Origin of the sequence: Delftia sp. CH05, from assembly GCF_009827015.1 — a bacterium.
Lineage (GTDB): Bacteria > Pseudomonadota > Gammaproteobacteria > Burkholderiales > Burkholderiaceae_C > Comamonas > Comamonas tsuruhatensis.
Genome location: NZ_WUMG01000005.1, coordinates 56,387 through 79,650, shown reverse-complemented (window position 1 = coordinate 79,650; position 23,264 = coordinate 56,387). Strand labels below are relative to the sequence as shown.

The 23,264-nt window shown below is 69.6% G+C and carries 22 protein-coding genes; 17 read left to right on the top strand and 5 right to left on the bottom strand.

The annotated features are described in order from the left end of the window. Positions 1-17: 17 nt before the first annotated feature. Positions 18-1,499, bottom strand: a complete 1,482-nt coding sequence (locus GRX31_RS06680; RefSeq protein WP_160851957.1) for a cryptochrome/photolyase family protein — start codon at positions 1,497-1,499, stop codon at positions 18-20. Positions 1,500-1,523: 24 nt separating this feature from the next. On the opposite strand from GRX31_RS06680, the gene GRX31_RS06675 reads away from it, so the two are divergent. The 7 genes from GRX31_RS06675 to GRX31_RS06645 all read left to right on the top strand — a co-directional run bounded on the left by GRX31_RS06675 (position 1,524) and on the right by GRX31_RS06645 (position 7,003). Continuing rightward, complete coding sequence (locus GRX31_RS06675) at positions 1,524-2,123, top strand: YqgE/AlgH family protein (RefSeq protein WP_012203507.1); 600 nt, start codon at positions 1,524-1,526, stop codon at positions 2,121-2,123. Continuing rightward, positions 2,120-2,578 carry a Holliday junction resolvase RuvX gene (ruvX, locus tag GRX31_RS06670; protein WP_016447930.1) on the top strand — a complete coding sequence of 153 codons (459 nt, stop codon included), beginning with the start codon at positions 2,120-2,122 and terminating at the stop codon, positions 2,576-2,578. Before GRX31_RS06675 ends, ruvX begins: the two co-directional genes overlap by 4 nt. Then, a complete protein-coding gene (gene pyrR / locus GRX31_RS06665) occupies positions 2,575-3,093 on the top strand; it encodes a bifunctional pyr operon transcriptional regulator/uracil phosphoribosyltransferase PyrR (protein WP_013804027.1) in 519 nt (172 codons plus the stop codon). Before ruvX ends, pyrR begins: the two co-directional genes overlap by 4 nt. A gap of 2 nt (positions 3,094-3,095) precedes the next feature. Then, positions 3,096-4,058, top strand: a complete 963-nt coding sequence (locus GRX31_RS06660) for an aspartate carbamoyltransferase catalytic subunit (protein ID WP_012203510.1) — start codon at positions 3,096-3,098, stop codon at positions 4,056-4,058. Between the two features lie 244 nt (positions 4,059-4,302). Beyond that, positions 4,303-5,598, top strand: coding sequence for a dihydroorotase (locus tag GRX31_RS06655; protein ID WP_046986993.1), 1,296 nt, complete (start codon positions 4,303-4,305; stop codon positions 5,596-5,598). A 164-nt stretch (positions 5,599-5,762) separates the two neighbouring features. Next, positions 5,763-6,512 (top strand): lysophospholipid acyltransferase family protein, encoded by a 750-nt coding sequence (locus tag GRX31_RS06650; protein ID WP_074922782.1) that lies wholly within the window; start codon positions 5,763-5,765, stop codon positions 6,510-6,512. Between the two features lie 14 nt (positions 6,513-6,526). Beyond that, complete coding sequence (locus GRX31_RS06645; RefSeq protein WP_017406130.1) at positions 6,527-7,003, top strand: GNAT family N-acetyltransferase; 477 nt, start codon at positions 6,527-6,529, stop codon at positions 7,001-7,003. A gap of 25 nt (positions 7,004-7,028) precedes the next feature. Here GRX31_RS06645 and GRX31_RS06640 read toward each other — a convergent pair whose 3' ends face one another. The 4 genes from GRX31_RS06640 to GRX31_RS06625 form a co-directional block, all read right to left on the bottom strand. After that, positions 7,029-7,415: a DUF1987 domain-containing protein gene (locus tag GRX31_RS06640; protein WP_047326082.1), complete on the bottom strand. Its 387-nt coding sequence runs from the start codon at positions 7,413-7,415 to the stop codon at positions 7,029-7,031. Between the two features lie 35 nt (positions 7,416-7,450). Continuing rightward, positions 7,451-8,083 (bottom strand): DUF6272 family protein, encoded by a 633-nt coding sequence (locus tag GRX31_RS06635; RefSeq protein ID WP_160851955.1) that lies wholly within the window; start codon positions 8,081-8,083, stop codon positions 7,451-7,453. Then, positions 8,080-9,465, bottom strand: a complete 1,386-nt coding sequence (locus tag GRX31_RS06630) for a SpoIIE family protein phosphatase (RefSeq protein ID WP_160851953.1) — start codon at positions 9,463-9,465, stop codon at positions 8,080-8,082. Before GRX31_RS06630 ends, GRX31_RS06635 begins: the two co-directional genes overlap by 4 nt. Before the next feature lie 97 nt (positions 9,466-9,562). Continuing rightward, entirely contained in the window at positions 9,563-10,660 is a 1,098-nt protein-coding gene (locus GRX31_RS06625) for an ABC transporter ATP-binding protein (RefSeq protein WP_160851952.1), read from the bottom strand. Between the two features lie 212 nt (positions 10,661-10,872). On the opposite strand from GRX31_RS06625, the gene GRX31_RS06620 reads away from it, so the two are divergent. From GRX31_RS06620 to GRX31_RS06575, 10 genes are all read left to right on the top strand, one after another. Next, the gene (locus GRX31_RS06620) at positions 10,873-12,519 is read left to right on the top strand and encodes an ABC transporter permease (RefSeq protein WP_160851950.1); all 1,647 of its coding nucleotides are present in this window, start codon (positions 10,873-10,875) and stop codon (positions 12,517-12,519) included. Positions 12,520-12,576: 57 nt separating this feature from the next. Then, positions 12,577-13,485 (top strand): LysR family transcriptional regulator, encoded by a 909-nt coding sequence (locus GRX31_RS06615; RefSeq protein ID WP_012203519.1) that lies wholly within the window; start codon positions 12,577-12,579, stop codon positions 13,483-13,485. 111 nt (positions 13,486-13,596) lie between these two features. Continuing rightward, positions 13,597-14,982, top strand: coding sequence for an 8-oxoguanine deaminase (locus GRX31_RS06610; RefSeq protein WP_016447920.1), 1,386 nt, complete (start codon positions 13,597-13,599; stop codon positions 14,980-14,982). Positions 14,983-15,188: 206 nt separating this feature from the next. Then, entirely contained in the window at positions 15,189-16,505 is a 1,317-nt protein-coding gene (locus tag GRX31_RS06605) for a nucleobase:cation symporter-2 family protein (RefSeq protein ID WP_160851948.1), read from the top strand. Between the two features lie 31 nt (positions 16,506-16,536). Further along, positions 16,537-16,905 carry an arsenate reductase (glutaredoxin) gene (gene arsC, locus GRX31_RS06600; protein WP_016447918.1) on the top strand — a complete coding sequence of 123 codons (369 nt, stop codon included), beginning with the start codon at positions 16,537-16,539 and terminating at the stop codon, positions 16,903-16,905. 95 nt (positions 16,906-17,000) lie between these two features. Then, the gene (locus GRX31_RS06595; protein WP_016447917.1) at positions 17,001-18,554 is read left to right on the top strand and encodes a Do family serine endopeptidase; all 1,554 of its coding nucleotides are present in this window, start codon (positions 17,001-17,003) and stop codon (positions 18,552-18,554) included. Positions 18,555-18,865: 311 nt separating this feature from the next. After that, complete coding sequence (locus tag GRX31_RS06590) at positions 18,866-20,377, top strand: phosphatase domain-containing putative toxin (protein ID WP_160851946.1); 1,512 nt, start codon at positions 18,866-18,868, stop codon at positions 20,375-20,377. Between the two features lie 35 nt (positions 20,378-20,412). Beyond that, positions 20,413-20,817 carry a hypothetical protein gene (locus GRX31_RS06585; protein ID WP_012203525.1) on the top strand — a complete coding sequence of 135 codons (405 nt, stop codon included), beginning with the start codon at positions 20,413-20,415 and terminating at the stop codon, positions 20,815-20,817. 197 nt (positions 20,818-21,014) lie between these two features. Beyond that, a complete protein-coding gene (locus GRX31_RS06580; protein ID WP_017405435.1) occupies positions 21,015-21,689 on the top strand; it encodes a response regulator in 675 nt (224 codons plus the stop codon). Next, a complete protein-coding gene (locus tag GRX31_RS06575; protein ID WP_160851945.1) occupies positions 21,686-23,137 on the top strand; it encodes an ATP-binding protein in 1,452 nt (483 codons plus the stop codon). Before GRX31_RS06580 ends, GRX31_RS06575 begins: the two co-directional genes overlap by 4 nt. Positions 23,138-23,264 lie beyond the last annotated feature (127 nt).

Here is a 23,264-nt window from a genome sequence, read left to right as displayed (position 1 = left end):
CTTTGCACCGGCTTCCTTCAGCCCGCCTGCTTGACCACGCTGTAGCGGGCCAGCGTGCGCTCGCGCGCGGCTGCGTGGTCCACCACGGGATGGGGATAGTCCGTGCCCAGCACCACGCCGGCCTCGGCCAGCTCCAGCGGCCGGGCCTGCCAGGGCGCGTGGCGCAGCGCGGCGGGCAGGCGGGCCAGCTCGGGCACGTAGCGCTCGATGAAGCGCGCGTCGGCATCGAACTTCTGGCTTTGCGTGATCGGGTTGAAGATGCGGAACCAGGGCTGGGCGTCGCAGCCCGTGGAGGCCGCCCACTGCCAGCCGCCGTTGTTGGCCGCCAGGTCGAAGTCGTTGAGCTGGCGCGCAAACCAGGCCTCGCCCCGGCGCCAGTCTATGCCCAGATCCTTGACCAGGAAGCTGGCCGCCACCATACGCAGCCGGTTGTGCATGTAGCCCGTGGTGTTGAGCTGGCGCATGGCGGCATCGACCAGCGGATAGCCGGTGCGGCCCTCGCACCAGGCGGCGTACAGCGCATCGGCCTCGGGGCCGGTGTCCCACACGATGGCGTCGTAGACGGGCTTGAAGCTGGCGTGCACCACATGCGGATGGTGGGCCAGGATCTGGAAATAGAAGTCGCGCCAGACCAGCTCGGACAGCCAGGTGGCGGCTCCCTCGGCATCATGGGGCTGGCTCTGCGTCTGCTCCCAGGCCAGCCTTGCCAGGCGGCGGATGGAGACCGTGCCAAAGCGCAGGTGCACGCTCAGGTAGCTGGGGCCCTTGACGGCAGGAAAGTCGCGCGCCTGCTTGTAGCGCGGCAGGCGCGGCAGGAAGTCGGCCAGCAGTTCCTCGGCGCCAGCGCAGCCCGTGGGCAGGCGCAGGCCGTCCAGCGTGCCGGCCTCAAAGCCCAGGTCGGCTGCGGTGGGCACGGGGCGGCGCTCGCCTTCGGGGCGCGGGGCCAGGCGCTCGGGCAGGTCGCGCTCGCTGGGATAGGCGGACAGGAAGAAGGGCGTGATCTGGCGCAGCCAGGCGTTCTTGTACGGGGTGAACACCGAGAACGGCGCGCCGGCCTGGGTCAGCACCTCGTCGCGCGCAAAGACCATGTGGTCCTTGAAGCTGTGCAGGGCCACGCCCTCGGCGGCCAGTGCCTGGCGCACGCGGGCGTCGCGGGCCAGTGCGTCGGGCTCGTCGTCCCAGTTGCAGAACACGGCCTGGGCGCCGAGCTGCCTGGCCAGGGCCGGGATCTGCTCAGCGGGCCGGCCGCGGCGCACGATGAGGCCGGTGTCGGCGCGGCCCGAGGCCTCGCGCAGCGCATCGTCCAGGCCCGCCAGGCTCTGGCAGATGAACTCCACGCGCCGGTCGGCACGGGGCAGGGGGGCGAGGATGTCGTCGTCGAAGATGAACACGCAATGCACCTGCCGGCACTGGCGCAGCGCATGGTAGAGGGCGGCATGGTCGGACAGGCGCAGGTCGCGCCGCAGCCAGACCAAGCCCACAGGGTAAGAAGGTGGCATGGATCGCCGGTAAAATCCGTCGTTATGTCTGCTGAAACTGCGCCTATCAATCTGACGCACCACTTCCTGATTGCCATGCCTGGCCTGGAAGACGAAGCGTTCTCGCGCAGTGTGATCTACCTGTGCGAACACAGCGAGCGCGGTGCGCTCGGTCTGATTATCAACAAGCCCTCGCAGCTTACGCTGGAAGGCCTGCTGGAAAAGGTGGATCTGGCCCTGGGCCGCGAGGACCTTCGCGGCAACCGCGTCTTCAACGGCGGGCCCGTACAGACCGATCGCGGCTTCGTGCTGCACGATCCCATGGTGATCGAAGGCGCGCCCGACGACGAGTCCGCCTACGCCTCGACCATGACCATTCCCGGCGGCCTGGAGATGACCACCTCCAAGGACGTGCTCGAAGCCCTGTCCGATGGCGCAGGCCCCAAGCGCCTGCTGGTCACCCTGGGCTATGCCTCCTGGGGCGAGGGCCAGCTGGAGTCGGAGCTGGCCGAAAACGCCTGGCTCACGGTGGGCGCCGACGCCAACGTCATCTTCGATACCCCGGTCGACGACCGCTATGACCGCGCCCTGGGCCTGCTGGGCCTGCAGCGCTGGATGATCTCGCCCGAAGCGGGGCGCGCATGAGCCTGCCCGCTCCCGAGTCCCAGGCAGCAGCGGCAGCCGGCACGGCCGTGCCGCCCACCGTTCCCTCCCATTTCCAGAGTTTCGTGGCCTTCGATTTCGGGGCCAAGCGCACGGGCTGCGCCGTGGGCACGCGCCTGCTGCGCTCGGCCAACCCGCTGCCCACCATCCGCGCCGAGGCCGGCGAGGCCCGCCTGGCCCAGGCCGGCGAGCGCATCAAGGAGTGGCAGCCCGATGCGCTGGTCATCGGCGTGCCCTACCACCCCGACGGCAACGCGCACGAGAACACGGCGCGGGCGAAGAAGTTCGGCCGCCAGCTCAAGAGCCGCTTCGGCCTGCCTGTCTACGAGGTGGACGAGCGCTACAGCACCACCGAGGCCCTGGCCGGTGGCGCAAGGGATGCCGATGCGGCCTCGGCCTGCATCATTCTTGAACAGTTTTTGAGGAGTCTTCCATGAGTGAATCCATTGCGGGAGCCGGCAGCCTGGTGCTGGACGCCGAGGCCCTGTACCGCGAACTGCTGCGCGGCGTGCGCAGCCTCATGGGGCCTGAAACCCGCCTGGCCGGCATCACCTCGGGCGGCGCCTGGCTGGTGGAGCGGCTGCACAAGGACCTGAACCTGCCCGGCAACCCCAGCGTGCTGTCCTCGGCCCTGCACCGCGACGACTTCGCGCAGCGCGGCATGGCCACCAGCGCCCAGACGCAGATCGACTTTGACGTCAACGGCGCCGACATCCTGGTGCTGGACGACGTGCTCTACACCGGCCGCACCGTGCGCGCCGTGCTCAACGAACTCTATGACTACGGCCGCCCGGCCTGCGTGCGCCTGGCGGTGCTGGTGGACCGGGGCGGGCGCGAGCTGCCCTTCCAGGCCGACTTCGCCGCCGCGCGCATCGCGCTGCCGGCCGACCGCCTGCTGTCGCTGGCGCGCGATGACGCCGGCGTCTTCCAATTCCGCATCCAAGAGGCCTGACCGTGCTGTACAAGCGCAATCCCCAGCTCAACAAGAACGGCGAACTGATCCACCTGCTGTCCACCGAAGGACTGTCCAAGGACATCCTGACCCACATCCTGGACACGGCGGCCAACTTCGTCAGCGTCAATGACCGCGAGGTCAAGAAGGTGCCGCTGCTGCGCGGCAAGAGCGTGTTCAACCTGTTCTTCGAGAACAGCACGCGCACGCGCACCACGTTCGAGATCGCGGCCAAGCGCCTGTCGGCCGACGTGTTCAACCTGGACATCGCGCGCAGCTCGGCCAGCAAGGGCGAGTCGCTGCTGGACACCATCGCCAACCTCTCGGCCATGGCCGCCGACATCTTCGTCGTGCGCCACAGCGAGTCGGGCGCACCCTACCTCATCGCCCAGCATGTGGCGCCCCATGTCCACGTGGTCAATGCCGGCGACGGCCGCCACGCCCACCCCACGCAGGGGCTGCTGGACATGTACACCATCCGCCACTACAAGAAGGACTTCGCCAACCTGCGCGTGGCCATCGTGGGCGATGTGCTGCACTCGCGCGTGGCCCGTTCCGACATCCATGCGCTGACCACGCTGGGCGCGGCCGAAGTGCGCGTCGTCGGCCCGCGCACCCTGGTGCCGCCGGACCTGGCGCAGATGGGCGTGCGCGTCTTCCACACGCTGGAAGAGGGCATCCGGGACTGCGACGTGATCATCATGCTGCGCCTGCAGAACGAGCGCATGAGCGGCGCCCTGCTGCCGTCCAGCCAGGAATACTTCAAGAGCTTCGGCCTCACGGCCGAGAAGCTGCGCCTAGCCAAGCCGGACGCCATCGTCATGCACCCGGGCCCCATCAACCGCGGCGTGGAGATCGACTCCGAAGTGGTCGATGGCCCGCAGGCCGTGATCCTGTCGCAGGTCTCGTTCGGCATCGCGGTCCGCATGGCCGTCATGTCCATCGTCGCCGGCAACGAGGCTTGAAATGAAGCACCCCCTGAGCGACTGCGTCGCTTCCCCCTCTCTCGCTACGCGGGAGGGGGGCGTACGGGCAGCCGGCGACGCCCTCGCTGCAGGGCGGCCTTTGCTCGGCGTCCCTGAGATGGGCCATGCTTTTTCCATGCCCGGTGTCCTGGACTGAGTCCAGGCGCTTTTTGTGAATGCAAATGTTTTTGATCGCCGCAGGCCGCAGCCCATGCGCCGCCTGCGGTCTACGGGGTAGCAAACCATGAAGATACTCATCCGCAACGGCCGAGTGATGGACCCGGCACGGGGCCTGGACCAGCAGGCCGACGTGGCCATCGACGGCGGCAAGGTGCTGGCCATCGGCAAGGCGCCCGAGGGATTTGCCGCAGAACGCGAGATCGATGCCGCCGGCTGCTGGGTGCTGCCGGGCCTGGTCGATCTGGCCGTGCGCCTGCGCGAGCCCGGCCACGAGCACGAAGGCATGCTGCAGTCCGAGATGGCCGCCTCGGTGGCCGGTGGCGTGACCAGCCTGGTCTGCCCGCCTGATACCGATCCCGTGCTCGACGAGCAGGGCCTGGTGGAGATGCTCAAGTTCCGCGCCGAGAAGCTGCACCAGTCGCGCCTGTTCCCGCTGGGCGCGCTGACGCTGGGCCTCAAGGGCGAGGTGCTGACCGAAATGGCCGAGCTGACCGAGTCCGGCTGCATCGGCTTCGGCCAGGCCGAGGTGCCCATGACCAGCACCCAGACCCTGCAGCGCGCCCTGGCGTATGCGGCCACCTACGGCTACACCGTGTGGCTGCGCCCGCAGGAGCTGTACCTGGGCAAGGGCGTGGCTGCCAGCGGCCCGCTGGCCACGCGCATGGGCCTGTCCGGCGTGCCCGTGGCGGCCGAGACAATTGCCCTGCACACCATCTTCGAGCTGATGCGCGGCACCCAGGCGCGCGTGCACCTGTGCCGCCTGTCCAGCGCCGCAGGCGTGGAACTGGTGCGCCGTGCCAAGGCCGAAGGCCTGCAGGTCACGGCCGACGTGTCCATCAACTCGCTGCACCTGACCGATACCGACATCGGCTACTTCGACAGCAGCGCCCGCGTCACGCCGCCGCTGCGCCAGCAGCGCGACCGCGATGCGCTGTCTGCCGCGCTGGCCGATGGCACCATCGACGCCCTGGTCTCCGACCACACGCCCGTCGATGAGGACGCCAAGGTCCTGCCCTTTGCCGAGGCCGAGCCCGGCGCCACGGGCGTGGAGCTGCTGCTGTCGCTGGCCGTCAAGTGGTCGCAGGACGGTGGCGTGCCTTTGAACCGTGCCCTGGCCGCCATCACGGCATCGCCCGTGCAGGTGCTGGGATCGGCGCTGGGCGAGCTGCAGGGGCAGCTGGGCCGGCTGGCCGAGGGCGGCGTGGCCGACCTGTGCATCGTCGATCCGCAGGCGGCCTGGACGGTCAAGCCCCAGGAGCTGGCCAGCCAGGGCAAGAGCACGCCCTTCGGCGGCTACGAACTGCCGGCCCGCGTGCGCTGCACGCTGGTCGACGGCCATATCGCTTACGAACGCCGCTGAAATGAAGCGCCCCCTGAGCCGCTTCGCGACTTCCCCCTCTCTACTCGCTACGCGAGGGAGGGGGACGACACCCTCGGTGCGGGGCGGCCCTTCCTCGGTGTCCCTGAGATGGAGCGTGCCTGTTTCACGGGCATGGGCGTTGCCAAACGCTCTGAATGGCTGAAATGAAACGCTTGCGTAATGGAGGGCGCGCCACGCTGCGCGCAGCGCGCCTGTTCGGCCATGTGTGCAAGGGGCTGTGGATCGTGGCCCTGCGCTTTCCGCAGCTGCCCGAGGAGCGCCAGCACGCCCATGTGCAGGCCTGGGCCCTGCAGTTGCTGGCCCATGCGGGCGTGCGCCTGGAGATCCAGGGCGAGCCGCCGAGCCAGGGCCCCGTGCTCATGGTCAGCAACCATATTTCCTGGCTCGACATTCCCGTGCTGCATGCGGCGCGGCATTGCCGCTTCATCTCCAAGTCCGACGTCAAGGGCTGGCCGCTGATCGGCACGCTGGCCACGGCGGCGGGCACGCTGTACATCGAGCGCACCTCGCGCCGCGATGCCCGGCGCATGGTGCAGAGCATGGAGGAATCTCTGCAGCGCCGCGAGATCCTGGCCATCTTCCCCGAAGGTACGACGGGCGACGGCCGCAAGCTGCTGCCCTTCCATGCCAATTTGCTGCAGGCGGCCGTGCAGATCGGTGCGCCCGTGCTGCCCGTGGGCCTGCGCTTCATCGACGGCGCCACCGGGCAGATCAGCCACGCGCCCAGCTACGAGGGCGATGAAACCCTGCTGGGCTCCATCTGGCGCACGCTGTGTGCCGACGATCTGGTCGCCGCCGTCCACTATGGCCAGCCGCAGACGGCCGATGGCCGCGACCGCCGCGTCTGGGCCCAGGACCTGCATGCCGAGGTGGACCGGCTGCGCCAGGCCTGAACCTTGCCAGCGACATGACTGACACTCTCACGCTCCGGCCCGCGCGGCCTGATGACACCGCTGCCCTGAACGCCGTTCTCTGGGCCACCTACGAGAGCACCTGGAAGCCCCAGCTGACGGCGGACAAGGATGCGCGGTTCCGCGCCTCGGGCCGCACCGCGCAGTACGTGCAGTCGCGCGGCCACCTGTTCTGGGTGGCCGAGTGCGATGGCGTGGTGGCCGGCTTCGTGGACCGCGTGGATGACTTCATCGGCGCCCTGCATGTGCTGCCGGCCTGGCAGGGGCGCGGCGTGGGCCGTGCGCTGCTGGCCCACGCGGAGCAGGCCATGCGCGCCGACGGCCACGCCCAGGTGCGGCTGGAGACCGACAGCTTCAACACCCAGGCCCTGGGCTTTTACACGGCGCAGGGATATGCCACGCTGGACACCTATCCCGACGAGGAATGGGACTGCGGCCTGACCACGGTGCTCATGGGCAAGCCGCTGGCCTGAAGGCCAGGGCGGAGCAGGCCTGCCCTCAGTTGCTGTAGGGCTGTCGCTCCAGCACCAGGTTGGCGAAGTCCTCCACCAGGTCGGCGCCCAGTTCCTCGATGGCGTCGTCCTCCTGGTCAAAGGCCCAGACCACGCGGATGTCCGTGCCCTTTTGCCCGGCCTGGTCCAGCAGCGCGAACAGCGAGCGCAGGCCCATGGTGGAGGCGCTGTTGATGTACTGCAGCTTCATCTCGGCCACGAAGCGAGGGGGCTGGCTCGCCTCGAAATACCGGCCCAGCATGGACAGGATGGGGTTGAAGAAGGGCAGGGGGTTTTCGGGATAGCACTCGCCTTCGATGCGCAGAAGCTGCTCGGCCGGCGAGAAGACCACTTCGGGCGTGACGGAGGTGCGTTCGGATTTCAATGCTTGCATGGCGGCAGGTCGGTTCGTTGAAGGACGCCCGGCGTTCAGATCAGCGCCTTGACGTGGAATACGGCATGGGGCGCGGTCTCGGCGGCGTCCTCTCCCGTGGCGATGTGGTACTGCAGCGGTGCCGAGGCATCGCGCGCAATGGTCAGCCAGCCCAGGCCCGCGCCCCGGCTGATGTCGTCGCTGGTGCCGTGGTCCGTGTTGTGCAGCTGGGCCTTGTAGGCGGCCTTGATCTCGGCCAGGCTCATGGAGCGCACGGCATCCAGCTTGGCGGCCAGGCGCGGCACATGCTCGCTGCGCACGGCATTGCTGCAGGCGATCCAGAAGCGGGCGGGCGCCGGCTCGGCGCCCGCCTCCTGGGCGCAGGCCAGCGCATCGATGCGGCCCACGCCGATGGCGCCCTGTGGCACGGGCGCGCTGAGCGCCTGGCGGGGGCCGGTGTCGGCCGCAGGCAGGGGCGCTGCGTAGTGCAGCACGTTCTGCGCCATCTCGATGAAGGTGGAAAACAGCTTGCGCTTGGCGCTGCTCGATCCGTCCTCGCTGGCCAGGCGGCTCTTGAGCGTGTCGGCCGCCGCCTGGATCACGTGGGGGTTGAAGGTGCCCGCGTAGTACAGCAGCAGGCCGTTGTGCTCGGCCTGGGCGCGCAGCTGAGCGAATTCGGCCGGGCTCATGACTGCAGGGCCTGGTTGCGCCACACCAGCAGCGAGACATCGTCGCGCCGGCGCTGCGTGCCCTGCCACTGGGCGAAGGCCTGCCGGAACTCGGCGCAGGCCTGGGCGGCGGGGCGGTACTGCTGCTCGTGCAGGAAGCGCGCCAGGCGCTTTCTGCCATGGGCGATCTGGCGCGGCCCACCCAACTGGTCGATGACGCCATCGGTGGCCACCATCAGCAGCGAGCCGGGCGCGACCTCCAGCACCTGCGTGCTCCAGGCCGCGTCGTCGGGCGTGGTCGCATAGCCTATGCCCAGCTTGTCGCCGGCATGGATCTGCACCTGGGCCGCCTCCTGCACGCCGGGTGGCGCTACCAGCAGGTCCAGCCGGGCCGAGGCAAAGCGCAGTTGCGTGCCGCAGGGCGACTGCAGGAACAGCGCGGCGTCCAGGCCATCGCTGGAGGTCTTCTCCGCAGGCAGGCCGTCGGCGGGGGCCGCTGGTGCGCCCCAGGCCGGCTGGGCGTCGCGGGTGCGCTGCTGCAGCACGCGCTTGATGTAGCGGTTCATCTGGCCCAGCAGGGCGCCGGGGTCGATGGCGGCGCCGGTGCCGGTGCCGGTGCCGGTTCCAGTGCCGATACCTGCAGGCGCCACGGCCTGTTCGAGGAAGGACAGCGCAATCAGCGTCATGAAGGCGCCCGGCACGCCGTGGCCCGTGCAGTCGAACATGCAGCCCAGCAGGCCCTGCGGTGTGGCACGGAAGAAATACGCATCGCCGCCCACCACGTCGCGCGGCTCCCACAGCAGGCCGTGGTTGGCCAGCTGGCTGGCCAGCACGCGGTCGGACTCGACCAGGTGCGAGCGCTGGATCAGGCTGGCGTAGTCGATGCTGGCCATGAGCTGGCGCGTCTTGTCGGCCTCGATGTCGGACATGGCGGCCATCAGCGCGTGGCCCGTGCCTATGCCTGCATAGCGGCCTTCCTCGACGGTGATGAAGCCGTCCTTGAGCACGCGGCTGCCGCTGGCCAGCGCCTGCTGCACCAGCTGGTCGATGGGCAGGCCGGCCGCCACCACCATGGGCGCGGTGTCGGTGAATACCAGGCAGCTGCGGCGGCCGAACACGTCGCGCGCAAAGGGCCGCGCGTACTGCTCCATGAAGCGCTGGCGGTTGATCAGGCCCAGCGGCCGGTCGTCGGCCACCACGGCCAGGGTTTCGAGCAGGGGCTGCTCGCTGAACAGCCGGTGCACGTCCTCGTTGCTGGTGTCGGGGGGAATCGGCGCCGTGGGCTGGCTGAGCTGGCCTGCGCGGGCCAGCAGGCGTGGCGCGGCGGGCGCAGGGGCAAGCGCCGGAACCGGTGTCGGAGCAGATGCAGCGTGCTGCGTGGAGGAGGGGTCCAGAGCAAACATGGGTGGCCTTGAATTGTCACAAGATGTGACAGATTCTGGGTTTCACCCATGACCGTCGGATGACAAAGGCCTGGACGGCGCGGCGGCGGCCGCCTGCTCAGGCCGCTGCGGTCTGCGCAGTGCCCTGTCTCTCTCGCGGGAAGGCGACCACGTGATTCATGTCCAGCCGTATGCCCACCCACTCGCCCACCGCATGGTCGTGGTGGCTGGGCACATGGGCCAGCACGCTGTGGCCGCTGGCCAGCTCCAGCGTGTAGAGGAACTCCGAGCCGCGAAACGCCTTGCGCAGGATGCGTGCCTGCACGGGCGAGGCATCGTCGTGCACCACATCGTCGGCGCGCAGCAGCACATCGCACTCGCCGTCCGCAAACTGCGCAGGCAGCGGGCAGGTGGCCGGATCGACCAGATCGCCCAGCGCCGTGCGCGCCACCACGCCGCCGGCACCGCTGTGGGCCAGCGTGGCCGGCACGAAGACGCCGTGGCCGATGAAGTCCGCCACGAAGCGCGTGGCCGGCCGGTGGTACAGCGAATAGGCGTCGTCCCACTGCTGCAGCTGCCCCTGGTGGACCACGCCGATCATGTCGCCGATGGCAAACGCCTCCAGCTGGTCGTGCGTGACGAACAGGGCCGTGGCGCCTGCGGCCTTGAGGATGCCGCGCACCTCATGCGCCAGGCGCTCGCGCAGGTCCACGTCGAGGTTGGAAAACGGCTCGTCCAGCAGCATCAGCTGCGGGCTGGGCGCCAGCGCGCGGGCCAGCGCCACGCGCTGCTGCTGGCCGCCTGACAGCTCGTGCGGAAACCTTCCTGCACTGCCGGCCAGGCCCACCAGCTCCAGCACCTCGGCCACGCGCTCGGCCTGGCGCGCCTTGGGCAGATGGTGGATGCCGAAGGCCACGTTGCGGCCCACGTTCAGATGGGGGAACAGCGCATAGTCCTGGAACACCATGCCGATGCGCCGCTGCTCGGGAGGGAGCGAGAAATCCGCGCTGCCCACGAGCTGGCCGTCGATGCGGATCTCGCCGCCGCTCACGGGCTCCAGGCCCGCCACGGCACGCAGCAGCGTGGTCTTGCCGCAGCCCGAGGGGCCGATGAGCACGCCGATGTCGCCAGCGGCCAGATTCAGCGTGACGCCCTGCACGGCAGGCCTGTCGCGGTCCGGGTAGCGCACCTCGAGTTGGGAGACGGTCAAAAACATGCGGCGATTGTAGAACCGCGCAAATGAATAGAATTCGCATTTGCATTGGCGGGCCAGGGGCATGCCCGGAGCCCGCCGACTCCAGCAGCCCGCAGGCACGTCCGGTCTCGGCGGCACCTCGGCCCACAGGCCGGTGGCTGCCGCGGATCCCGGCCCGTTCCATAGCCCGGCAGCCAGATCCTCCCCCTCATCCTCTAGCCGAGACCTCCGCTTTGCGCCGTCTGTCGTCCGTACTCCGCTCCCTTCCCCTGCTCCTGCTGGCCCTGGTGCTGATGCTGCCCGTGCTGGCCGTGCTCGGCTCCTGGCTGCCTCTGGGGCAGGGCGATGCCCTGGCCGGCTCCATCCTGCGCGAGATGGCGGCCACCGTGCTGCCCGGCTACCTGTGGACCACGGTCTGGCTGGGCCTGCTGGTGGCGCTGGGCGCGGCCATCGTGGGCACGGGCACGGCGGCGGCCGTGACGCTGTTCGACTTCCGCGGCCGGCGCCAGCTCGAATGGCTGCTGTTGCTACCGCTGGCCATGCCGGCCTATGTCACGGCCTATGCCTATACCGACTTCCTGCAGTTCAGCGGCCCGCTGCAGACCTGGATGCGCGACACCTATGGCCTGGAAGGCCGGCTCCTGCCCGAGGTGCGCAGCCTCGGCGGCGCGGTCTGGGTCTTCATCTTCTCGCTCTACCCGTATGTCTACCTGCTGGCGCGCACCGCGCTGGGCGAGCGCGCCGCGCACCTGATGGAGGCCGCGCGCCTGATGGGCGCGCCGCTGTCGCGGCGCATCTGGTCGGTGGCGCTGCCGCTGGCGCGCCCCGCCGTGGCCGCTGGCGTGGCCCTGGTGGTGATGGAGACGCTGGCCGACTTCGGCGTGGTCAGCTATTTCGGCATACAGACCTTCACCACGGGCATCTACAAGGCCTGGCTGTCCATGGACAACCGCATTGCCGCCGCGCAGCTGGCGACCTTCCTGCTGGTGCTGGTGGTGCTGCTGCTGCAGCTGGAGCTGCGCGCGCAGCGGCGCATGCGCTTCGTCACCGGCGGCGCGGGCCGCGCCGGCTCGGCCGAGGCGCAGCCGCTGCGCCTGCGCGGCTGGCGCTGCGCGCTGGCCTGGCTGGCGTGCCTGCTGCCTGTGCTCATGGGCTTTGTGGCGCCCGTGTTCTTCATGCTGCGCCCGCTGGCGGCCGACTGGTCGGTGCTGCCCTGGGACCGCTTCCTCGACTGGGCGCTCAACAGCGTGCGCCTGGGCGCCATCACCTCGGTGCTGGCCGTCATCATCGCCGTGGCCCTGGCGTTTGCCGTGCGCCGCCACAAGGAGTCGGCCGTCACGCGCGGCGTGGTGCAACTGGCCAGCCTGGGTTATGCGGTGCCGGGCGCCGTGGTCGTCGTCGGCCTGCTGCTGCCCGTGGGCTGGGTGCAGCAGGTGCGGCCCGAATGGGGCTTTGCCGGCCTGGTCACGGCCACCGCCGTGGGCATTGTCTGGGCCTACCTGGTGCGCTTTTGCGCCGTGGCCCTGCAGTCCATGCAAAGCGGCTATGCGCGCATCGCGCCCAGCCTGGACGACTCGGCCCGCATGCTGGGCACGGGCGCCTGGGGCATGCTGTCGCGCGTGCACTGGCCGCTGCTCAGGCGCTCCACGGCGGCGGCGGCGCTGCTGGTCTTCGTCGATGTGATGAAGGAGCTGCCCGCCACCATGGTGCTGCGCCCCTTCAACAGCGATACCCTGGCCGTCGTGGCCTACCAGCTCGCGCGCGACGAACGCCTGGGCGAGGCCGCCCTGCCGTCGCTGGCCCTGGTGCTGGTGGGCCTGATCCCCGTGATCATGCTCAGCCGCACGCTGCGCGCCGAGCGCCCGGACACGGCCCGCTGAGCCTGCGCCGCCGGGTGCTGCAAAGCGCGGCCCGGCAAACCCCGCTACGCTCGCGCCATGCACGCCAGAGTCCTGCGCTATCTCGACGAAGTGGTCCGCCGCGGTTCCATCCGCAAGGCGGCCGAACATCTGCACGTGGCCCCCACGGCCGTCAACCGCCAGATCCTCGACCTGGAGGCCGAGCTGGGCACGCCCCTGTTCGAGCGCATTCACAAGCGTCTGCGCCTTACCCCGACGGGCGAGATGGTGCTGGCCCATGTGCGCGCCACGCTGCGCGAGCATGCGGCGCTGCGCGAGCGCATTGCCGAACTGCAGGGCGCGCGCAGCGGCGAGATCACCGTGGCCGCGACCACGGGGCTGGCCGGCTCGCTGCTGCCCTCGCTGGTGCATGAATTCCGCCAGCGTCACCCGGGCATCGTGGTGCGCATCATCGACCTGCCCCTGAGCGACATCGCGGCCGCCGTGGAAGGCGGCGACGCCGACCTGGGCCTGGCCTACGACCTGTCCGAACGCCCCGCGCTGCGCGCGCTGGCCACCAGCGAATGGCAGATCGGCGCCATCGTGCCGCCCCGGCATGCGCTGGCGCGCCAATCGTCCGTGCTGCTCAGCGAGTGCATAGGCCATCCGCTCATCCTGCCCGCGCCGCCGCTGTCCATCCGCAGCCTGCTGGACGAAGCCTTTGCGCGCAACGCCATCGAGGTCACGCCCGTGGCCGAGTCCACCTCCATGGCGCTGATCCAGCGCCTGGTCATGCTGGGCGAGGGCATTGCCCTGCTCAATCCGCTGGACGTGATGGAGGAGCGCAGCCGCAATGCCCTGGTCTTCGTGCCTTTGCGCGATGCGCATCTGCGGCGGCAGACGCTGGTGCTGACCGGCCGGGCCAGGGGTCAGTTGAGCGCGGCGGGGGAGCTGATGGCCCAGTCCATCGGCCAGGCGCTGGCAAGGCTGTTTGCCGGGGGGCGGTGAGTCTTTGGCACTGTCCACTTTTTGTGGACACATCGGGCGGAATTCAGCGCTATCGGCAATGGCTTGTCCTTCCTAGACTGGCGGCTTTTCCATTTCGAAGAAGAGAACGCCATGACCTTGATCGCACTGAACGCCGATGTACTCGTCACCATGGATGCGCAGCGCCGCGAGATCCGCGACGGCGCCCTGGTGGCCGACGGCCCGGCCGTGCAATGGGTGGGCGCCACGGCCGATCTGCCGCCGCAGTACCGTCGCATGGTGGACGACGGCACGGCACAGGTGCTGGACATGCGCGGCCGCGTGGTGATGCCGGGCCTGGTCAACACGCACCACCACATGTACCAGAGCCTCACGCGCGCCGTGCCGGCCGCGCAGGATGCGGAGCTGTTCTCGTGGCTCACCAACCTGTACATGCTGTGGTCGCACCTCACGCCGGAGATGATCCACGTCTCCACCCAGACCGCCATGGCCGAGCTGATGCTGTCGGGCTGCACCACCACCAGCGACCACCTGTACCTGTATCCGAATGGCGCTCGGCTGGACGACTCCATCGCCGCGGCGCAGCAGATGGGCATGCGCTTTCATGCGGCGCGCGGCTCCATGAGCCTGGGCCGCAGCAAGGGCGGCCTGCCGCCCGACGCGGTGGTGGAGGAAGAGGAAGCCATCCTGCGCGACAGCCTGCGCCTGATCCAGCAGTACCACGACAGCGCACGCCACTCCATGCTGCGCGTGGTGCTGGCGCCATGCTCGCCGTTTTCGGTGACGCGCGAGCTGATGCGCGAGTCCGCCGTGCTGGCGCGTGCGCATGGCGTGTCGCTGCACACCCACCTGGCCGAGAACGACAACGACGTCGCCTTCTCTCGCGAGAAATTCGGCCTCACTCCCGCGCAGTACGCCGAAAGTCTGGGCTGGGTCGGCCCCGATGTCTGGCATGCCCACTGCGTCAAGCTCGATGCCGAGGGCATTGCGCTGTTCGCGCGCACGGGCACGGGCGTGGCGCATTGCCCGTGCTCCAACATGCGCCTGGCCTCGGGCATCGCACCCGTGCGCACCATGCGCGATGCGGGCGTGCCCGTGGGCCTGGGCGTGGACGGCAGCGCCTCCAACGACGGCGCCCACATGCTGGGCGAGGCGCGCCAGGCCCTGCTGCTGCAGCGCGTGGGCCACGGCCCTGCCGCCATGGGCGCGCGCGAGGCGCTGGAGATCGCCACGCTGGGCGGCGCGCGCGTGCTGGGGCGCGACGACATCGGCGCGCTGGCGCCGGGCATGTCGGCCGACTTCGTGGCCTTCGACATGTCGGGCGTGGGCTACGCGGGCGCAGGCCATGACCCCGTGGCCGCGCTGGTGTTCTGCACGCCCACCGACGTGTCCACCAGCGTCATCAACGGCCGTGTCGTGGTCCGCGACGGGCTGCTGCTCACCGCCGACCTGCCGCGCGTGCTGACCCGCCACCGCGAGCTGGCCCGCACGCTGTTCGAGCGCGCAGCGGGCCACTGACATCTCCCTGCAGCGCGGCAGGCCGGCACCCAGGCCATCGCGGGTGCCGACCTGCCGCGCTGCGCCATTTCCCCGAAGCATCTCCAGGAGGCTCGAAGACCCGGACAGCACTTTCAGGACCCCCACCCTTTTCCGGCACCACTGCCCCGACATACATACAAGCGCCTCTGAAGAGGCCAACGGCCAGGACACAAGGAGACAAGACAATGGAACAACTGCTTTACAAGGTGGAAGACCGACCGCCAATGCTCATCACCACGGTGCTTCTGTCGCTGCAGCACCTGCTGGCGGCGCTGGGCGGCATCATCGCCGTGCCCCTGGTCTTCGGCGGGGCGCTCAAGCTGCCGGCCGACCAGATCGTGGCGCTGGTGAATGCAGCGCTGCTGGGCTCGGGCGTGGTCACCATCGTCCAGTGCAGGGGGGTGGGGCCCGTGGGCATACGGCTGCCCTGCGTCATGGGCACCAGCTTCGCCTTCGTGGGCGCGGGCATCAGCGTGGGGCTGGAGCATGGCGTGGCCGGCATCCTGGGCTCCTCGCTGGTAGGGTCGCTGGTGATGATCGTGGGCAGCTACTTCATGCCCGTGATCCGCCGCTTCTTTCCGCACACCGTGACCAGCGTGGTCGTGACCATGATCGGCCTGTCGCTGACCCCCGTCGCGGTGGACTGGGCTGCGGGCGGCGTGGGTCGCAGCGACTACGGCGCGATCGGCCACCTGGCCATCGCCGGCTTCGTGCTGGTGCTGGTGATCGGCTTCGTGCAGTGGGGCAGGGGCATCGTCTCTGCCTCGGCCGTGGTGCTGGGCATCGCCTGCGGCTATGTGCTGTGCCTGGCGCTGGGCCTGATCGACTTCACCCAGGTGAGCGAGGCTGCGGTCTTCGCCATCCCGCAGCCGCTGACCTTCGGCATGACGTTCCCGGTGGCCGGCATCGTCGCCATGTCCATCGCTTTTCTGGTGACCATCGTCGAGACCACGGGCACCTTCATGGCCCTGGGCGCGGCCACGCAGATGCGCATCGACGGCAAGCGCCTGTCCAGCGGCATGCTGTGCGACGGCGTGGGCTCGGCTTTTGCCGCCGTGATGTCCAGCCCTCCGCTGTCCACCTTCGCCCAGAACGTGGGCGTGGTCTCGCTGACCGGCGTGGCCAGCCGCCACGTGGTCATGCTGACGGGCGTCATGCTGCTGCTGGCCGGCCTCTTTCCTGTGCTGGGCGCACTGGTGGTGACGATTCCGCAGCCCGTGCTCGGCGGCGCGGGGCTGATGATGTTTGCCATGATCATTTCTGCCGGCATCCGCATGCTCAGCGGCGCCGAGCACTCGCGGCGCGCCAGCCTGATCATCGCGGTCTCGCTGGGCTGCGGCCTGGCGGTCACGGTGCGCCCGGACCTGCTGGCCCGCATGCCTGCCTTCGTGCGCGAAGTCTTCGGTTCGGGCATTACCGTCGGCGCCCTGGTCGCGGTGGGGCTGAACCTGCTGCTGCCCGGCCGCGAGGTCGATGCCCATCCCGAGGAAGCCGTGGCCTGAGGCGCATTTTCATGGGCCTACACTGCGGCCCATGAACACCACCGCCCCCCGCACCGACATCACCATCTACCACAACAACCGCTGCAGCAACTCGCGCGGCGCGCTGGCCCTGCTGCGCGACAACGGCATAGAGCCGACCATCGTCGACTACATCGCCCAGCCCCTGGACGCTGAGCAACTGCAGGCCCTGGTCCGGCAGCTGGGCATGCCCGTGCGCGAGCTGCTGCGCAGCAAGGAAGCCGTCTTCGCCGAGCTGGGCCTGGGCGATGCATTGGCCAGCGATGCGCAGTTGCTCGCCGCCGTGGCCGAGCACCCGGTGCTGCTCAACCGCCCCATCGTCGTCACACCCAAGGGCGCGGCGCTGTGCCGCCCGCCGGAGAAGGTGCTGGCGCTGATCTGAGATGCACGGCGAGGCTTCTAAGCCTCGCCTAAGTCTGCCCCTTCAGACTTCTCCCCAACGCAGCAAGGAACGCTGCTTTTGAGGAAAGGTCTGCCATGAACAAGATTCTGTCGACTCCCCGCCGTCTGGTGCTGGCCCTGGTGGCCGCAGGTGCCATCGGCGCCCTGGGCGCCACGGGCGCCGGTCTGGTTGGTGTGGTGCATGGCGATGCGCGTGCCGCCACGTCGCTGTTTGCGCCTGCAGCACAGCCTGCTTCTGCCGCTTCTCCTGCTTCTCCCGCCGGCGCCGTGGCGGCGCCCAACTTTGCCGACATCACGGCGCGCAATGGCGCGGCCGTGGTCAACATCAGCGTGGTCGGCAGCTCGCGTGCCATGGGCGAGGACGGCGACGAGGCCGCAGCGCGCCAGGGGCAGCAGGGCGTGCCGGGCATGGACCCCAACGATCCGTTCTTTGAATTCTTCCGCCGCTTCGGCGTGCCCGGCATGCCGGGCATGGGCCAGGGCCAGCCCCAGCGCGACGTGCCCACGCGCGGCGAAGGCTCGGGCTTCATCGTCTCCAGCGACGGCCTGATCCTGACCAACGCCCACGTGGTGCGCGGCGCCAAGGAAGTGACCGTCAAGCTGACCGACCGGCGCGAGTTCAGCGCCAAGGTGCTGGGCGCCGATCCCAAGACCGACGTGGCCGTGCTGCGCATCGAGGCGAAGAACCTGCCCACGGTGTCGCTGGGCAAGACGGCCGATCTGCGCGTGGGCGACTGGGTGCTGGCCATCGGCTCGCCCTTCGGCTTCGAGAGCAGCGTGACGGCCGGTGTGGTCAGCGCCAAGGGCCGCACCCTGCCGGACGACAGCTTCGTGCCTTTCCTGCAGACCGACGTGGCCATCAACCCCGGCAACTCGGGCGGCCCGCTGTTCAACGCACGCGGCGAGGTGGTGGGCATCAACAGCCAGATCTACTCGCGCTCGGGCGGCTACCAGGGCGTGTCCTTCGCCATTCCCATCGAGGTGGCCACGCGCGTGCAGCAGCAGATCGTGGCCACGGGCAAGGTGCAGCATGCGCGGCTGGGCGTGGCCGTGCAGGAGGTGAACCAGGCCTTTGCCGATTCCTTCAAGCTCGACCGTCCCGAAGGCGCCCTGGTGTCCAGCGTGGACAAGAACGGCCCTGCCGCCAAGGCGGGACTGGAGCCCGGCGACGTGGTGCGCAAGATCGATGGCCAGCCCATCGTGGGCTCGGGTGATCTGCCGGCCTTTGTGGGCCAGGCGCTGCCGGGCCAGAAGGTCACGCTGGAGATATGGCGCAACGGCGAGGCCCGCACGCTCAGCGCCGTGCTGGGCGATGCCAGCGACAAGGCTGCCAAGGTGGCCAAGGACAAGCCCGACGCCGGCAAGGGCAAGCTGGGCCTGGCCCTGCGCCCGCTGCAGCCCGAGGAAAAGCAGCAGATCGGCGTGAAGGACGGCCTGGTCGTTGCCGACGCCGCAGGCCCGGCGGCCGAGGCCGGCATCACGCAGGGCGATGTGCTGCTGTCCATCAACGGCTCGCCTGCCGGAGATATCGAGGCCGTGCGCGCCGCCATGGCCAAGGCCGGCAAGACCGTGGCCGTGCTGATTTGGCGCGATGGCAACAGGATATTTGTTCCCGTACGTCTCGGGTAAGCGAAAGGAGGTAAGGGACTGAAAAGCACCTGCACACTGAATTGATCGCACAGCCCCGGCACGAATGTGCCGGGGCTTATTGCATGGGGAATTCAACCGGCCAGTGGCTGGCTATTCCTGCATTCGTGCGGCAATGTGATGGTTGTATTCTGTGAATTCGCGTCCTTTTGCGTTAGCGGTGTTTCAAATTGTGACGATTTGAGATAGAGCGAATACGCTTAGACTGCCGGCCCATCCAGGCGGGCGTGCACCGTTCTGGTTTCAGGAAGAAGCGCCCGCAAGGGCCCATGGCAAAACAGGAAGGGCATGCTTTGAAGCAGGACTACAGCTTGCAGGCGGCGGGTTTGGGCGCATCGTTCGGCGCGCGCGTCATCCTGGCTGAGGTGGACTTCACGCTGCCCACCCACGGCATCACGGCCCTGCTGGGCCCCAGCGGCTCGGGCAAGTCCACGCTGCTGCGCACGCTGGCCGATCTCAATGCCGCCAATCCGCGCTTTCGCCGCTGGGGCAGCGTGCGCTACGCGGGCCAGGAATGGACCGGCGCCATGCAGGCGCCGCGCCTGGTGCAGCAGCAGGCCCGGCTGATGATGGCCAGCACCTTCGACGCCATCGTCGAGCTGGCCCGGCCCCGCCTCAAGCTGGTGCCGCATGCGCTGCGCGACTGGTGCCGCGCCCAGGTGCAGGCCTTCGGCTTTCCCGAGCTTGCGCTGATGTTCGACCAGCCGGCGCTGCAGCTGTCCCCCGTGCAGCAGCGTGCCGTGGCCATCCTGCGCGAGGCGCTGGCCGAGCCGGCCCTGCTGATGGTGGACGAGCCCACGGCAGAGCTTGAGGGCTACGAGGCCTTCGTGCTGCTGGAGCTGCTGCGCCAGGTGGCCCAGCGCACGGCCGTGCTGATGAGCACGCACCACCAGCAGCACGCACAGGCCGTGGCGCAGGACATGCTGCTGCTGGCCGGCGGCCGCATTGCCGAGGCGCAATCCATGGAAGCCTTCCAGCGTGCGCCGCTGTCGCTGGCGGGCCAGCAGTTCCTGCGCACCGGCAGCTGTGCCGTGGCCTCGCCCGATGCGCGGGCCGAAGACCTGGAGGAGGGCGTGCCCCTGCCTCCTCCGCTGCCTGCAGCGGCCGTGGCCGCGATCTCCGAATTCCTGTCGGACGCAGTGGCCGCCGAGCCTGCATCCGAACCCATGCCTGTACCCGCATCTGCGCCCGGGCCTGCACCCGTGCCTGCGCCGGTACCAGCACCCGCGTCCGCACCGGCACCCGCTGCCGCAGCCCGGCCGCGCGCCGTCAATCCCTCCGTGCTGGTGGACTGGCAGCCGCTGGTGGCCGACCCGCAGGCCGTGCCGGCCAGCCGTGGCCCCAGCGGCTTTGCCTGGCTGGTGCCGGGCCGGTTGGCGGGCGCGCCGCAACCGGGCGTGGTGCAGTCCATGGACTTCGACCTGAAGGCCCTGCGCGGCTGCGGCGTCACCGTGCTGATCACGCTGACCGAAAACGACCTGCCGCAGGAGCCGCTGCAGCGCCATGGCCTGCGCAACCTGCACCTGCCGGTGCGGGACCACGAATCACCGTCGGTGGCCCAGATCCAGATGCTGCTGGCGCGCATGTCGGCCATGCTGCGCGCGGGCGAGGTGCTGGCCGTGCACTGCCTGGCCGGCCTGGGCCGCACGGGTACGGTGCTGGCCGCATGGCTGGTGCGCGAGGGCCTCACCGCCGACGAGGCGCTGCGCCGCGTGCGCCTCATCGATGCCCAGTACGTGCAGTCCCAGGCCCAGGAGGACCTGCTGTATGCGTACGAAGTGGCACTGCTGCTGAAGATGGGCTGACCGATCACATCCATTCACAAAAAAGGAAAGCTGCAATGAGCCTTGATAACGTTTTGAGCGAGGTGGCCGGTTCGGTGCCCGAATGTCTGGCCATCGGCTATGTGGATGCCGCCTCCGGCATGCTGCTGGCCATCCGCACGGTGGACTCGCATCCGCGCGAAGTCATCGATCTCGTGGCCGCTGCCACGGCCGACCTGTTCAACGGCCCCAACGTCTCGATGATCGAGAGCCTGTTCAAGAAATCGCGCGGCCTCAAGGACGACGGCCACCACTACTTCCAGGAACTCATCGTCAACAGCGACAACCTCATCCACGTCTTCCTGCGCGGCAAGCTCATGCCCGACTACGTGGCCGTCTTCGTCTGCCGGCGCACGGCCAACCTGGGCATGGCGCTGACCAAGGCCCGCATGGCCATGCCGAAGATTGAAGCGGCGGTGTGACCGCCGCTCACCCCCTGAGTCGCTGCGCGCCTTCCCCCTCTCTAATCGCTTCGCGAAGGAGGGGGACGACAGCCTCGCGGCGGGGCGGCGCGGCCGGCTTAGGCCCTTGCTCGCTGCCCCTGACGTTTGAGCGCGCCAGTTTCGGGCGGCATGTGCCTCAGAACTGAGCCAGCCGTCCAGGGAGCTATTCTTCTGCCATGCGCTTACTGCTTGTCGAAGATGACGCCATGATCGGCGAGGCCGTGCAGACCCTGCTGCGCGGCGAGGGCCATGCGGTGGACTGGGTCCGTGACGGCCTGCAGGCCGATGCGGCCCTGTGCCCCGGCCCGGGTGGCGGCCATGGCTATGACATGGTGCTGCTGGACCTGGGCCTGCCGGGGCAGGACGGTTTGCAGGTGCTGCGCCGCCTGCGCGGGCGCCGCGACCGCACGCCGGTGCTGGTGGCCACGGCGCGCGATGCCGTGCGCGACCGCATTGCCGGGCTGGATGCGGGGGCCGACGACTACGTGGTCAAACCCTATGACCTGGACGAGCTGCTCGCGCGGCTGCGTGCGCTGGCGCGCCGGGCGTCGGGCGCAATGGATCCGCTGTACGAGCGCGAAGGCGTGCGGCTCAATCCCGCCACGCGCGAGGCCAGTGTCGAGGGGCGCGACGTGGTGCTCTCGGGCCGCGAATGGGCGGTGCTGGAGACGCTGCTGGCGCGCCCGGGCAGCACGCTGTCGCGCCAGCAGATCGAGGACAAGCTCTACGGCTGGGGCGACGAGGTCAGCAGCAACGCCATCGAGGTCTACATCCACGGCCTGCGCAAGAAGCTGGGCGCGGGGCTGATCCTCAATGTGCGCGGCGTGGGCTACATGGTGCCCAAGCCATGACGGCGCCGGCTTCCTCTGTCATCGCCCGGCTGCGCGGCCGCCTGCCCGGCGCACTGGGCACGCGGCTGCTCCTGTTCCTGGGCGCGGCCATCGTGCTCACGGCGCTGCTGCAGGGCCTGCTGGCCTACCGCAACGCGCTGCTGCAGACCGACACCCTGTTCGACTACCAGATGCAGCAGACCGCCTTCGCGCTGCGCGCCGGCCTGCCGGTGGATGCGCGCGGCAGGCCCCAGGGCACGCCGCCCGAGGATGAGAACCACGAATTCATCGTCCAGGTCTGGACCAACGAGGGCCTGCGCATTTTCGAGTCCGCGCTGGGTGCGGCATTGCCGCAGATGGCCGTGCTGGGCTTTGCCGATGTGCCCGCGCGCGGCACCGTCTACCGCGTGTTCTCGCTGCAGACGCGCTCGCAGGTGATCCAGGTGGCGCAGGACATGCGCGTGCGCCGCACGCTGGCGCGCGATGCCGCCTGGCAAAGCCTGCTGCCCATCGCCTTGCTGGCGCCCGTGCTGGCGCTGGCCGTGTGGTGGGTGGTGCGCAGTTCGCTGGCGCCCGTGCAGCGCGTGCGCCGCGAGCTGGCCGCGCGCCGCCCGCAGGACCTGGCCCCCGTGCCGGCCGAGGGCCTGCCCGACGAGGTGCGGCCCCTGGTGGCCGAGCTCAACGCGCTGCTGCAGCGCGTGGGCCAGGCCTTCGAGGCGCAGCAGCACTTCGTGGCCGACGCCGCGCACGAGCTGCGCTCTCCGCTGGCCGCGCTCAAGCTGCAACTGGTGGCCTTGCAGCGCGCGCCCGATGCGGCCGCGCATGACGAGGCCGTGCAGCGTCTTTCGGCCGGCATAGACCGGGCCACACGGCTCGTCGAACAATTGTTGACATTGGCGCGGCAGGAAGCCCAAGGCACGGTACAAGGCACGGCCCCAGGCCCGCAAGGCATGCAGGGGCAGCACGGCGCTGCCACGGCCGCACCTGCGGACGTGGACATGCGCGAGGTGGTGGAGCAGGCCCTGGCGGACCAGGCCGTGGCGGCCCAGCAGCACGGCCTGGACATGGGCCTGAGCGAGTCCCCGCATCTGCGGCAGTCCTTTGCCGTGGCGGGCGACGCACAGGCCTTGCAGATGCTGGTGCGCAACCTGCTGGACAACGCCATCAAGTACGTGCCGCAAGGCGGCCGCGTCGATGTGGGCTGGCGCAGCGATGCCCAGGGCCGCGCGCTGGTGGTCGAGGACTCGGGCCCCGGCATTGCCGAAAGCGAGCGCGAACTGGTGCTGCGGCGCTTTGTGCGCGGGCCTTCAGCGGCTTCTGCGGGCCAGCAGGCGCAGGGCAGCGGACTGGGCCTGGCCATCGTGCAGACCATTGCCCAGCGGCATGGAGCACGCCTGCTGCTCGACCGCTCGCCCACGCTGGGCGGCCTGCGCGTGCAGGTGATATGGCCGCCTGTGTCGGCCTGCTGACAGCGGCGCGTGGCGCGCAGGCTTGTCGGCCTGCAGCGCGGCCGGGATGCTTCCCGCCTGCGTCTGGCCGGGTCACAATCCCCAAATTGGTGCCGGCCCGCCTGCCTTCCCATTCCCTCATCAGGCG

Bases quoted from the DNA above. Each gene is read 5' to 3' on its own strand.
- GRX31_RS06680 (WP_160851957.1), bottom strand. From the start codon at position 1,499: ATGCCACCTTCTTACCCTGTGGGCTTGGTCTGGCTGCGGCGCGACCTG.
- GRX31_RS06675 (WP_012203507.1), top strand. From the start codon at position 1,524: ATGTCTGCTGAAACTGCGCCTATCAATCTGACGCACCACTTCCTGATT.
- ruvX (WP_016447930.1), top strand. From the start codon at position 2,120: ATGAGCCTGCCCGCTCCCGAGTCCCAGGCAGCAGCGGCAGCCGGCACG.
- pyrR (WP_013804027.1), top strand. From the start codon at position 2,575: ATGAGTGAATCCATTGCGGGAGCCGGCAGCCTGGTGCTGGACGCCGAG.
- GRX31_RS06655 (WP_046986993.1), top strand. From the start codon at position 4,303: ATGAAGATACTCATCCGCAACGGCCGAGTGATGGACCCGGCACGGGGC.
- GRX31_RS06650 (WP_074922782.1), top strand. From the start codon at position 5,763: ATGAAACGCTTGCGTAATGGAGGGCGCGCCACGCTGCGCGCAGCGCGC.
- GRX31_RS06645 (WP_017406130.1), top strand. From the start codon at position 6,527: ATGACTGACACTCTCACGCTCCGGCCCGCGCGGCCTGATGACACCGCT.
- GRX31_RS06640 (WP_047326082.1), bottom strand. From the start codon at position 7,415: ATGCAAGCATTGAAATCCGAACGCACCTCCGTCACGCCCGAAGTGGTC.
- GRX31_RS06635 (WP_160851955.1), bottom strand. From the start codon at position 8,083: ATGAGCCCGGCCGAATTCGCTCAGCTGCGCGCCCAGGCCGAGCACAAC.
- GRX31_RS06630 (WP_160851953.1), bottom strand. From the start codon at position 9,465: ATGTTTGCTCTGGACCCCTCCTCCACGCAGCACGCTGCATCTGCTCCG.
- GRX31_RS06625 (WP_160851952.1), bottom strand. From the start codon at position 10,660: ATGTTTTTGACCGTCTCCCAACTCGAGGTGCGCTACCCGGACCGCGAC.
- GRX31_RS06615 (WP_012203519.1), top strand. From the start codon at position 12,577: ATGCACGCCAGAGTCCTGCGCTATCTCGACGAAGTGGTCCGCCGCGGT.
- GRX31_RS06610 (WP_016447920.1), top strand. From the start codon at position 13,597: ATGACCTTGATCGCACTGAACGCCGATGTACTCGTCACCATGGATGCG.
- GRX31_RS06605 (WP_160851948.1), top strand. From the start codon at position 15,189: ATGGAACAACTGCTTTACAAGGTGGAAGACCGACCGCCAATGCTCATC.
- arsC (WP_016447918.1), top strand. From the start codon at position 16,537: ATGAACACCACCGCCCCCCGCACCGACATCACCATCTACCACAACAAC.
- GRX31_RS06595 (WP_016447917.1), top strand. From the start codon at position 17,001: ATGAACAAGATTCTGTCGACTCCCCGCCGTCTGGTGCTGGCCCTGGTG.
- GRX31_RS06585 (WP_012203525.1), top strand. From the start codon at position 20,413: ATGAGCCTTGATAACGTTTTGAGCGAGGTGGCCGGTTCGGTGCCCGAA.
- GRX31_RS06580 (WP_017405435.1), top strand. From the start codon at position 21,015: ATGCGCTTACTGCTTGTCGAAGATGACGCCATGATCGGCGAGGCCGTG.
- GRX31_RS06575 (WP_160851945.1), top strand. From the start codon at position 21,686: ATGACGGCGCCGGCTTCCTCTGTCATCGCCCGGCTGCGCGGCCGCCTG.